This window comes from Dactylosporangium maewongense, assembly GCF_039531485.1.
GTDB lineage: Bacteria > Actinomycetota > Actinomycetes > Mycobacteriales > Micromonosporaceae > Dactylosporangium > Dactylosporangium maewongense.
Map to the genome: position 1 here is coordinate 258,683 of NZ_BAAAQD010000015.1, position 13,237 is coordinate 271,919.

Consider the following 13,237-nt stretch of genomic DNA (forward strand, 5'->3'; position numbering starts at 1 on the left):
GAGCTTCGAAAGCATCACATGCAGCCGGGTGCGCACGGCAGCGTGCAGGTCATCCTCTGGGGAAATCACCGAAATCAGGTTTTCGACCTTGTCGAGGTCCGCGAGGATCGATAGCTGGGGGTTTTCCGGTGCGCCGCCCGTCGCCTCGGCGTGCAGGTGGGCGGCGAGCGCGGCCGGCGTCGGGTAGTCGAAGACGGCGGTCGCCGGCACCTTCAGGCCGGTGCGGGCGGCGAGCCCGTTGCGGAACTCGACGGCGGTCAGCGAGTCGAACCCGAGGTCCCGGAACGCGTGTCCGGGCTCGACGAGCTCGGTGCCGCCGTGCCCGAGGACTTCGGCGGCCTGCCGGCGCACCAGGTCGAGCATGCCGGCCAGGTCCCACGTCTCGGTGTCGTTCTGCGGTACGGGCGGCGTGTACAGCCCGCTGACGAGCGGTGCGGGGCGTCCTGCGGTGAACCCGGGCCCGAACCGTTCCCAGTCGATGTCGGCGACGACGAGCGTGGCGTCGGCTCCGGTCCGCGCGAGGGCGGTGACGGCGACGGACGGGTCCATCGGCCGGACGCCGCCGCGGCGGTGCCGATCACCGAGGTCGCCCGCCATGCCGTCACCCGCCCACGGCCCCCACGCGATCGACACCGCCGGGAGCCCAGCGGCGCGGCGCTCCTCGGCGATCGCGTCCAGGGCAGCGTTCGCCGCGGCGTAGTTCCCCTGACCCGCCGACCCCACCGACCCCGCAAACGACGAGAACAGCACGAACGCATCCAGCGGCAGACCCCGGGTAGCGGCGTCGAGGTGGCGGGCGCCGTCGACCTTCGCCGCCATCACCGTCGCGATCCGCTCCGGCGTCAACGCATCCACGGTCCCGTCGTCCAGGACACCGGCAGCGTGGATGACCGCATTCGGCGTGAACCGAGCGACCAGATCGGCGACAGCGACGGGATCGGTGACGTCAGCGGCAACAACCTCGACACCGTCCACCTGTACAGCGTCAGAGCCGCGGCGACTAACCAGCACAACCCTAGACGCGCCCTCCGCGGACAGCCACCTCGCGACGTGCCCGCCAAGGGCACCGGTACCACCCGTGACCAGCACCGTCCCGGATGGGCGCCACCCTTGCGTCGCGGCGGCCCTGGTGAGGCGCCGGCCGTGAGCGGTGCCCGACCGGACGGTGACCTGGTCCTCGGCCCCGGCAAGCACCCCGGGCAGCAGGGACAGGTCGGCGTCGCTGTCGAGGTCGACGAGACCGCCCCACCGGTCCGGGTGCTCCAGCGCGACGACCCGGCCGAGACCCCAGATCGCGCGCTGCACCGGATCCGTCGCCGCACCCCGGGTCACGCACCACAGCGGGCCTTTGTCACCGAGCGACTGCACGATGGTGAGCGCCTCGGCCGCATCGGCAGGCAACGCCACCACACCCGCGAACGAAGCGTCAGGGAGGTCGCTGTGAACGACCATCTCGGCGCCCGCCGCCGCCAGCGCCTCTACGACCGCATCGGAGCCACTACCGACCACGAGCCAGGTGCCGGTGAGCGTCGCTTCGCGGTGCGGCAGCGGCGTCCAGTCCTCGCGGTACAGCCAGCCATCCACAGTGGATTCCCGCTGCAACCACCTCGCGAACGTGGGGGCAGTGCCGCGGCGGACCGTCGGCCAGAACCGTTGCCGCTGGAACGGGTACGTGGGCAGGTCGACGCGCCGACCACCGGCCAGGAGCCGGGTCCAGTCGGGCGACCAACCGGCGACGTGGGCCCGGGCGAGCGCGGTCATCAGGGTGCTGACTTCGTCGCGACCCTTCCGCATCGCCGGGATGCCGTCGACCAGCGCCGACAGGATCCCGTCGGGGCCGACCTCCAGGAACCGCGTCACGCCCTTCTGCTTGAGACGATCGGCGGCGTCGGCGAACCGGACCGTCCCCCGGACCTGCCCCACCCAGTACTCCGGGTCGGTCACCTCGCCGGTGGACGTCGTCGCGATCGGAATCCAAGGCTTGTTGAATTTCACGGTGGCCAGGACCTCGCGGAACGCGTCGAGCATCCCGTCCATCCGCGCCGAGTGGAACGCGTGACTCACGTTGAGCCGCCGCGTCTTGGCGAACCCCGCCGCGACCTTCTCGACGGCGTCCTCGTCACCGGAGACCACCACGGCATCCAGGGCGTTGACGGCGGCGATCTCCGCACCGCCGACCAACACCTCCCGGACCGCCTCCTCGGAGGCCTGGATCGCCACCATCGCGCCACCCGTGGGCAGCTCCTGCATGAGCCGGCCGCGGGCGGCCACCACCTTGCAGGCGTCCTCAAGGGACCAGACCCCGGCAACGTGGGCCGCGGCCAGCTCGCCGATCGAGTGACCGAGGAGGTGATCGGGGCGCAGACCCCAGGACTCCAGCAGCCGGTACACCGCGACCTCAACCGCGAACAGGGCAGGCTGCGTCCACTGCGTCTCATCGAGCCGTGCATCGTCCACCTCGACGTGGGCGCGCACCTCGTCATACGCCGCGGCGAACACCGGGAACGCCTCGTAGAGACCGCGGCCCATGCCGGACCACTGCGCGCCCTGACCCGTGAACAGCATCGCCGACGCGCCCTCAGTGACCCGGCCGCGGATCACCGCGTCGCCGAGCACGACGGCCCGGTGATCGAACGCCGACCGTCCGGTCGCGAGGGAATAGCCGACGTCGACGGGATCGGCGAGGGTCGCCTGCCGAAGCCGGGTCACCTGCGCGTCGAGCGCCTCCGGGGTCCGCGCCGACAGCGGCAACGGCACCACCGGCAGCGGTTCGGGCGCGGCGGCCGGCGGGGTCGCGGGCGCCTCCTCCAGGATCACGTGGGCGTTGGTGCCGGAGATCCCGAACGACGACACCCCGGCGCGGCGCGGCCGGTCGGTGGAGGGCCACGGCTGTGCCTCGGTGAGCAGCGCGACCGCACCCTCCGACCAGTCCACATGGGACGACGGGGCGGTGACGTGCAGGGTCCGGGGCAGCACCTCGTGCTGCAGGGCGAGGACCATCTTCATGATCCCGGCGACGCCGGCGGCGGCCTGGGTGTGGCCGAGGTTCGACTTCACCGACCCGAGCCACAGCGGGGTCTGCCGGTGCTGCCCGTAGGTGGCGAGGAGTGCCTGGGCTTCGATCGGGTCGCCGAGGCTGGTGCCGGTGCCGTGCGCCTCCACCACGTCCACGTCGGACGGATCCAGGTCTGCGGCGGCCAGGGCGGCCCGGATCACCCGCTGCTGCGACGGGCCGTTCGGGGCCGTCAGACCGTTGGACGCGCCGTCCTGGTTGACCGCAGTGCCGCGAACGACCGCCAGGACCGGGTGGCCGTTGGCGACGGCGTCGGAGAGCCGTTCGACCAGTAGGAGGCCGACGCCCTCGCCCCAGCCGGTGCCGTCGGCGTCGTCGGAGAACGCCTTGCAGCGCCCGTCCGGGGCGAGGCCCCGCTGGCGGGAGAACTCGACGAAGGCGCCCGGCGTCGACATGACCGTGACGCCGCCGGCCAGGGCGAGGCCGCACTCGCCGCGCCGCAACGCCTGCGCGGCGAGGTGCAGCGCGACGAGCGACGCGGAGCATGCGGTGTCGACGGTGACCGCGGGTCCTTCGAGCCCGAACGTGTAGGAGAGCCGCCCGGAGACGACGCTGGCGGCGTTGCCGGTGCCGAGGTAGCCCTCGACGTTCTCCTCGGCGGCGGCGAGCATCGTCGGGTAGTCCTGCCCGTTGGTGCCGACGAACACGCCGGTGGCGGTCCCGCGCAGCGAGGCGGGGTCGATCCCGGCTCGTTCGAGCAGCTCCCACGACGACTCCAGCAGCAGCCGCTGCTGCGGATCCATCGCCAGGGCCTCACGCGGCGAGATGCCGAAGAACCCCGCGTCGAACCCGGCGACGTCCGGCAGGAACGCGCCGACCCGCGCGTACGAGGTGCCGGACTGGTCGGGGTCCGGGTCGAAGAGGGAGTCGAGATCCCAGCCGCGGTCAGCGGGGAACTCGCGGACCCCGTCGCGCCCCTCGGCGAGCAGCTCCCACAGCGCTTCCGGGGTCGCCGCGCTCGGGAACCGGCCGGCGATCGCCACGATCGCGACCGGCTCGTCGGCCGGGACCGCGGCCCGGACGGTGTCCGTGGCCCGGGCTCCGGTGATCTGGGACAGCAGCAGCCCGGCGAGGGACTCCGGCGTCGGGTGGTCGAAGACGACGGTGGTCGGCAGGGTGACGCCGGTGGCCGCGGTCAGCGCGTTGCGGAACTCGACGGCGGTCAGCGAGTCGAAGCCGAGGTCGCGGAATGCCCGGTCGCGGTGGATCGCGGCGGCGTCGGCGTGGCCGAGGACGGTGGCGGCGTGGCCGCGGACCAGGTCGAGGAGGTGCCCGGCGAGCTCACCGTCGGGCACGTCCGCGAAGTGCCGCTCCGACGCGGGTGCCTTGACCGGGGCGAGGCCGTCGATGAGCGGCGCGGGCCGGGTCGCGGTGAATGCGGGCCCGAACGTGTCCCAGTCGATGTCGGCGACGACGAGCGTGGCGTCGGCTCCGGTACGGGCGAGCGCGGTGACGGCGGTGGCGGGGTGCATCGGGCGTACGCCGCCGCGGCGGTGCCGGTCACCGAGATCCCCCGCCATGCCATCGCCGGCCCACGGCCCCCACGCAACGGAGACGCCCGGAAGTCCGGCGGCACGGCGCTCCTCGGCGATCGCGTCCAGGGCAGCGTTCGCGGCCGCGTAGTTGCCCTGACCCGCCGAGCCCACCGAACCAGCGAACGACGAGAACAGCACGAACGCATCCAGCGGCAGACCCCGGGTGGCCGCGTCAAGGTGGCGGGCGCCGTCGACCTTCGCCGCCATCACCGCGGCGATCCGCTCCGGCGTCAACGCGTCCACGGTGCCATCGTCCAGGACGCCGGCGGCGTGGATGACCGCGTTTGGCGCGTAGCGGGCGACCAAGTCGGCGACGGCGGCAGGATCGGTGACGTCCGCGGCCACGATCTCGACGCCGGGGATGTCCACCTGTACGGCGTCAGGGCCGCGCCGGCTGACCAGCACGATCCGGGAAGCGCCTTCCGCGGCGAGCCACCCGGCGACGTGGAGGCCGAGGGCGCCGGTGCCGCCGGTGACCAGGACCGTGCCGGAGGGGCGCCACCCGGCCGTGGTCGCGGCCCGGGCGAGACGCCGGGCGTGGACCGTGCCGGACCGGACCATCACCTGGTCCTCGGTGCCGGCGAGGATGCCCGGCAGCAGCGCCGCGTCCGTGTCGTCGATGTCGACGAGGCCGCCCCACCGGTCCGGGTGCTCCAGGGCGACGACCCGGCCGAGACCCCAGACCGCGCGCTGCACCGGATCCGTCGAAGCACCCCGGGTCAGACACCACAGCGGCCCCATGTCGCCGAGGGTCTGCACGAAGGTGAGCGCCTCGGCGGCATCGGCGGGCAACGCCACCACGCCCGCGAACGACTCCTCCCGCAGGCGTCCTTCGCGGACCGGCAGGGTGACCGTCTCGGCGCCCGCCGCCGCCAGCGCCGCCACCACCGCCTCGGATCCGCCACCGACCACGAGCCACGTGCCGTGCAGCGTGGCATCCCGGTGCGGCATCGGGGTCCACGTCTCGTGGTACAGCCAGCCGTCGACGGTCGGAAGGGCAGGGGTGTCGGCGTCCAGCCAGTACCGCTGCCGCTGGAACGCATACGTGGGCAGGTCGACACGGCGTCCGCCGGCCAGGACGCGGGTCCAGTCCGGGGACCAGCCGGCGACGTGGGCCCGGGCGACCGCGGTCATCAGGGTGCTGACTTCGTCGCGGCCCTTCCGCATCGCCGGGATGCCGTCGACCAGCGCCGACAGCACCCCGTCGGGACCCACCTCCAGGAACCGGTTGACGCCTTGCGCGCTGAGCGTGGCGAACGCATCCGCGAACCGGACCGTCCCGCGGACCTGCGCCACCCAATAGTCAACAGAGGTCACGTCCCCGGTGGACGTCGTCGCGATCGGAATCCCCGGCTTGTTGAATTTCACCGTGGCCAGGACCTCGCGGAACGCGTCGAGCATCCCGTCCATGCGTGCCGAATGGAACGCATGGCTCACCTTCAGCCGGCGTGTCTTGGCGAACCCCGCCGCCACCGCCTCGACCGCGGCCTCGTCACCGGAGACCACGACCGCGTCCGGGCCGTTGACCGCGGCGATCTCCGCACCGTCCACCAGTGCTGCGCGGACCTGCTCCTCCGAGGCCTGGATCGCGACCATCGCGCCACCGGCCGGCAGCGCCTGCATCAACCGGCCCCGCGCCGACACCACCTTGCACGCGTCCTCAAGCGACCAGACCCCGGCGACATGCGCCGCGGCCAGCTCACCGATCGAATGACCGAGGAGGAAGTCGGGGTGCAGACCCCAGGACTCCAGCAGCCGGTACACCGCGACCTCAACCGCAAACAACGCCGGCTGCGTCCACTGCGTCTCATCCAGCCGCGCATCATCCACCTCGACGAGAGCGCACACCTCGTCATACGCCGCAGCGAACACCGGGAACGCCTCGTAGAGACCGCGACCCATCCCCGACCACTGCGCACCCTGACCGGTGAACAGCATCGCGCTTCCGCCGTCACGGGCCCGGCCGCGGATCACCGCGTCGCCGAGCAACACTGCCCGGTGCTCGAACATCGACCTGCCGGTCGCCAGGGAAAATCCAACGTCCATTGGATTCTCGGGGACCTCACGCAGCCTGGACACCTGGCCGTCGAGGGCGTCCGGGGTCCGCGCCGACACCGGCCACGGCACCAGCGGCAACGCCACCCGCTCCCCCGCCGGGGCCGCGCCGGCGGGTGGCTCCTCGATGATGACGTGGGCGTTGGTGCCCGAGATCCCGAACGACGACACCCCAGCCCGGCGCGGACGGTCGGCGGCGGGCCACGGCCGGGCGTCGGTGAGGATCTCGACGGCGCCCGACGACCAGTCGACGTGCGACGAAGGGGCGGCGACGTGCAGGGTCCGCGGCAGCTGGCCGTGCCGCATGGCGAGGACCATCTTGATGACGCCGGCGACGCCGGACGCGGCCTGGGTGTGGCCGAGGTTCGACTTCACCGACCCGAGCAGCAGCGGCGTCCGCCGGCCGGGCCCGTATGCGGCGATGAGCGCCTGCGCCTCGATCGGGTCGCCGAGGCTCGTGCCGGTGCCGTGCGCCTCGACGGCGTCCACGTCGGACGGCTGGAGGTCCGCGGCGGCGAGCGCGGCCCGGATCACCCGCTGCTGCGACGGGCCGTTCGGGGCCGTGAGGCTGCTGGAGGCGCCGTCCTGGTTGACGGCCGAGCCCTTGATCACCGCGAGGACCGGGTGGCCGTTGGCGACGGCGTCGGAGAGCCGCTCCAGGAGCAGCAGGCCAACGCCCTCGCCCCAGCCGGTGCCGTCGGCGTCGTCGGAGAACGCCTTGCAGCGCCCGTCGGGGGCCAGGCCCCGCTGGCGGGAGAAGCCGACGAACGTGCCGGGCGTCGACATGACGGTGACCCCGCCGGCGAGGGCCATGCCGCACTCGCCGCGGCGCAGCGCCGCCGCCGCCAGGTGCAGCGCGACCAGCGACGACGAGCAGGCGGTGTCGACGGTGACCGCGGGTCCTTCGAACCCGAACGTGTAGGCGACCCGGCCGGAGGCGACGCTCGGGGCGCTGCCGTTGCCGAGGTGCCCTTCCAGGCCGTCGGGGACGTCGTGGACGCGGGCGGCGTAGTCGCTGTACATGAGGCCGACGAACACCCCGGTCGGGGTGCCGCGCAGCGTGGCAGGGTCGATCCCGGCGCGCTCCAGCAGCTCCCACGACGTCTCCAGCAGGAGCCGCTGCTGCGGGTCGGTGGCGAGGGCCTCGCGGGGCGAGATGCCGAAGAAGTCCGCGTCGAACGCCGCCGCGTCGTACAGGAAGCCGCCCTCACGCGCGTAGCTGGTGCCGCGGTGATCGGGGTCGGGGTGGTAGAGCCGGTCGACGGGCCACCCGCGGTCGCCGGGGAATGGTCCGACGGCGTCGATGCCGTCGGCGACGAGCCGCCAGAGGTCCTCCGGGTTGCCGACGCCGCCCGGGTACCGGCAGCTCATCGCCACGATCGCGACCGGTTCGTCGGCGGCCGGCGCGGTGCCGGTGGCGGGCGGTGCGGTGACCGCGGCGGGCGCCAGGTGCAGCTCGTCGAGGAGGTGCCGGGCCATCGCCGCCGGCGCCGGATGGTCGAACAGGACGGTGGCCGGCAGCGTCAGCCCGGTCGCGGCGGCGAGCCGGTTGCGCAGTTCGAGGGCGGTGAGGGAGTCGAACCCGGCCTCCAGGAACCCGCGGTGCGGGTCGACGTCGTCGCCGGCGGCGTGCCCGAGGACGGTCGCCGCCTCGCCGCGCACCAGCCGCAGCAGTGCCGGGATCCGGTCGCCGTCGGGCATCCGCCGCAGCCGCTGCCGGAGCGTGTCGTCGTCATCGCCGCGGGCCGCCCGCCGCCCGGCGGCGCCCGCGAGTCCACTGAGGACCGCGGGACCGCCGGCGGCGGGGTGCAGCCGGGCCGGGACCGCCAGGGCGGCGAGGGCGGCGCAGGCGAGGTCGAGCAGGTCGAGCGCGTCCGCGGCCGGCAGCGGCGCGACGCCGTTGCGAGCGAGACGGCGGCGGTCGGCGTCGTCCAGGTGGGCGGTGATGCCGCTGGCGGTGTCCCACAGCCCCCAGGCGAGCGACAGCGCCGGCAGCCCTTCGGCGCGGCGCTGGGCGGCGAGGGCGTCCAGGACGCTGTTGGCGGCGGCGTACCCGGCCTGCGCGGCGCCGCCGAGGATCCCGGCGAGCGACGAGTACAGCACGAACGCGGTCAGGGGCAGGCCCCTGGTCAGCTCGTGCAGGTGCAGGGCGCCGTCGGCCTTGGGGCGCAGGATCGCGGCGACCCGGTCGGCGGTGAGGTCGGTGACGACGGCGTCGTCGGCGACCCCGGCGGTGTGCACGACGGCGGTCAGGGGATGCTCGGCGGGCACGGCGGCGAGGAGCGCGGCGACGGCGGCCCGGTCGGCGACGTCGCAGGCGGCGACGGTGACGGTGGCGCCGTGCCCGGCCAGCTCGTCGCGCAGCGCGGCGGCGCCGTCGGTGTCGAGGCCGCGGCGACCGGCGAGCAGCAGGTGCCGGACACCGTGGACGGTGACGAGGTGCCGGGCTGCGAGGGCGCCGAGCCCTCCCAGCCCGCCGGTGACGAGCACGGTTCCGTCGCCGTGGAACGTGGCTGCCGGCGCTGCTTCCGCCGCGGCGGCGACGGCCCGGGCGAGCCGCGGGACGAGCACGTCGCCGCCGCGGACCGTGACGGTCGGCTCGTCAACAGCAAAGGCGGTGGCGAGGGCCTCGCCGGCGGGCTCTTGGTCGTGGACCTCGATGACCCCGAACGTCCCGGGGTGCTCGGCCTCCGCGGAGCGGATCAGCCCGGCCACGCCGGCCGACGCGACCGCGTCCGCTCCGGAGGCGGGCACGACGACCCGCAGCGCGGCCCCGGCGGGCGGGTCGGCGAGCCACTCCTGGACGACTGCGAGGGCGGCGGAGGTCCGCCGGTGCACGGCCGCCACGAGGTCGTCGCCGGCGTCGTCGATGGTGACCACGACGCGCCCCGGAGCGGGGGCTCCCCCGGCGATGGCGGCGTGGAGCGTGGTGAGGTCGGCGTACGCGTCGACCGTGGCGCCGGCCTCCGCCAGTGCCGCGGCGGCCCCGGACGGGTCGGCGCCGAGCACGGCGTAGCGGTGCCGGTGTCCGCCGGTGGGGCGGGCGGGGACGAGGTCGAGCCGGAACAGGTCGGCGGCGCGGCCCGCGGCCAGTTGCCCGGCGGTCACCGGGCGCAGGTCGAGCGCGTCGATCGACGCCACCGGCCGGCCGGTCTGGTCGGCGACGTCGACGGCCACGGTCGTGGCGCCGGTGAGCGTGAGGCGGGCGCGGACGGTGACGGCGCCGGTCGTACACAGGGAGACGCCACGGAACGCGAACGGCAGCAGCGTGTCGCCGGCGGCGTGCTCCGCCAGGCCCAGGGTGTGCAGGACGGCGTCGAGCAGGGCGGGGTGGACGCCGAAGCGGTTCACGTCGTCGCGGGCCGTCTCGGGGAGCGCGACCTCGGCGAACAGGTCACCGTCGCGGCGCCAGACGGCCCGCACGCCCCGGAACGCGGGACCGTAGTCGAGTCCGGCGCCGGCGAGCGTGTCGTACAAGCCGTCGACGGGGACCGGGGTCGCGCCGGGCGGCGGCCAGGCGGTCAGGTCGGTGGTGTCCCGGTTCTGCCCGGGCTGCAGCCGTCCGGTCGCGTGCCGGGTCCAGTCGGCGGTGGTGTCGTCGGCGCCGCGGGAGTACACGGCGACGGGGCGGGCCCCGGTGTCGTCGGGGGCACCGACGGTGAGCTGCAGGTGCACGGCGCCCGGGTCGGGCAGCGCCAGCGGGGCCTCCACGGCGAGCTCGTCGAGGCGCCCGCAGTCGAGCATCTCCCCGGCGCGCAGCGCCAGGTCGACGAGGGCGGTGGCGGGCACGAGCGGCACGCCGAGCACGACGTGGTCGCGCAGCCACGGCTGGTCGCGCAGCGAGAGTCGGCTGGTGAAGACGAAGCCGCCGCCGTCGGCGAGGCCGAGCGCGGCGCCGAGCAGCGGATGGTCGACGGGCAGCAGCCCGGCCGCGGCGGCGTCGGCGCGGGCGGCGGGGTCGTCGAGCCAGAACCGGGTGCGGCGGAACGCGTACGTCGGCAGGTCGACGACGTTGCCGCCGAGGACCCGCGTCCAGTCCGGGGACCAGCCGGTGACGTGCATCTGTGCGACGGCGGTCATCAGCGTCAGCGGCTCGTCGCGACCCTTCCGCATGGCGGGGACACCGTCGACCATCGCCGACAGCACCCCGTCCGGACCGACCTCCAGGAACCTGGTCACGCCTTTCGCGGTCAACTTGGAAGCGGCCTCGGCGAACCGGACCGTCCCGCGAACCTGACCCACCCAATACTCCGGGTCGGTGACGTCGCCAGTGGACGTGGTCGCGATCGGAATCCCCGGCTCGTTGAATTTCACGGCGGCCAGGACCTCACGGAACGCGTCGAGCATCCCGTCCATGCGTGCCGAGTGGAACGCGTGACTCACCTTGAGCCGGCGCGTCTTGGCGAACCCCGCGGCGACCGCTTCGACCGCTTCCTCGTCACCGGACACGACCACGGCGTCCGGGCCGTTGACGGCGGCCAGCGAAACACCGTCGACCAACGCCGCCCGGACCTGCTCCTCCGAAGCCTGGATCGCCACCATCGCACCACCGGCCGGCAGCGCCTGCATGAGGCGGCCGCGAGCCTCCACCACCTTGCAGGCGTCCTCAAGCGACCAGACCCCAGCGACGTGGGCGGCGGCCAGCTCACCGATCGAATGACCGAGGAGGTGGTCGGGGTGGAGACCCCAGGACTCCAGCAGCCGGTACACCGCGACCTCAACGGCGAACAGCGCAGGCTGCGTCCACTGTGTCTCGTCGAGCAGGTCACCCTGAACGTCGCGCAGGCCCTCGATGTGCGCGCACACCTCGTCATACGCCGCGGCGAAGACCGGGAACGCCTGGTAGAGACCGCGACCCATCCCCGACCACTGCGCACCCTGACCCGTGAACAGCATCGCGGAGCGGCCGGGCGTCACGACACCCGTGACCGTGAGGTCGTCGAGTGTCGCCCGCAGCGAGGTCCGGTCGGCGCCGAGCACGACCGCCCGGTGCTCCGTCGTGGTCCGCGCCGTCGCGAGGGTGAACGCGACGTCGGCCGGTTCGAGGCCGGGCGCCGCGTCCAGGGCGGCGGCGAGCCGGCGGGCCTGCGCGGGCACCGTCGCCGCGGTGCGGCCGGACAGCAGCCACGGCACGACTGGCGGTGCGACCCGCTCCCCGGCCGGGGCGGCCGTGTCCGCTCGGGCCGGCGGCTCCTCGATCACGACGTGGGCGTTGGTGCCGGACACCCCGAACGACGACACCCCCGCCCGGCGCGGGCGGTCGGTGGACGGCCACGGCTGTGCCTCGGTCAGCAGCCGGACCGCGCCCGCGGACCAGTCCACATGCGACGACGGGGCGGTGACGTGCAGGGTGCGCGGCAGCCGCTCGTGCCGCATGGCGAGGACCATCTTGATGACGCCGGCGACGCCGGACGCCGCCTGGGTGTGGCCGAGGTTCGACTTCACGGACCCGAGCCACAGCGGCTCGTCGCGCCCCTGACCGTAGGTGGCCAGCAGCGCCTGCGCCTCGATCGGGTCGCCGAGGCTCGTGCCGGTGCCGTGCGCCTCCACGACGTCGACGTCGCCGGGGGCGAGGCCGGCGCTCGCCAGGGCGGCCTTGATGACGCGCTGCTGGGAGGGGCCGTTCGGGGCGGTGAGGCCGCTGGAGGCGCCGTCCTGGTTGACGGCGGAGCCTCTGAGGACTGCGAGGACCGGGTGGCCGTTGGCGACGGCGTCGCTGAGCCGCTCCAGGAGCAGCAGGCCGGCGCCCTCGCCCCAGCCGGTGCCGTCGGCGTCGTCGGAGAACGACTTGCAGCGGCCGTCGGCGGCCAGGCCACGCTGCCGGCTGAAGCCGATGAACGTGTTCGGGGTCGACATGACCGTCACGCCGCCGGCGAGGGCGAGGCCGCATTCGCCGCGGCGCAGCGCCGTCGCCGCCAGGTGCAGCGCGACCAGCGACGACGAACACGCGGTGTCGACGGTGACCGCGGGTCCTTCGAGGCCGAACGTGTAGGCGATGCGGCCGGAGGCGATGCTGGGTGAGCTGCCGTTGCCGACGTACCCTTCCATGCCTTCGGGGATCTCGCGGAGGCGGGCGCCGTAGTCGTTGTACATGACGCCGACGAACACGCCGGTGCGGCTGCCGCGCAGCGTGGCCGCGTCCAGGCCGGCGCGTTCGAACGCCTCCCACGCCGTCTCCAGCAGCAGCCGCTGCTGCGGGTCCATGCCGAGCGCCTCTCGGGGTGAGACGCCGAACGGGGCCGGGTCGAACTCGTCGGCGTCGTAGAGGAAGCCTCCTTCGCTGCCGTACGAGGTGCCGCGGTGGTCCGGGTCGGGGTGGAACAGGTTCTCCAGGTCCCAGCCGCGGTTGTCCGGGAACGGTCCGATGGCGTCGCGGCCGTCGGCGACGAGCCGCCACAGGTCCTCGGGTGTTTGGACGCCGCCGGGGTACCGGCAGCTCATCGCGACGATCGCGACCGGCTCCTGCGCCCGGTCCTCGACCTCCTTGAGCCGCTCCCTGGTCCGGTGCAGATCAACCGTCACGCGCTTGAGGTACTCGCGCAGCTTGTCTTCGTTCATCGGTGACCGGACCTTT

1 pseudogene is annotated in these 13,237 nt (G+C 74.2%); it reads right to left on the reverse strand.

The features are described 5' to 3' along the window. Positions 1–138: 138 nt before the first annotated feature. Positions 139–13,221: pseudogene (locus ABD332_RS34330) on the reverse strand (type I polyketide synthase); the annotation flags it as partial. Between the last annotated feature and the right edge of the window lie 16 nt (positions 13,222–13,237).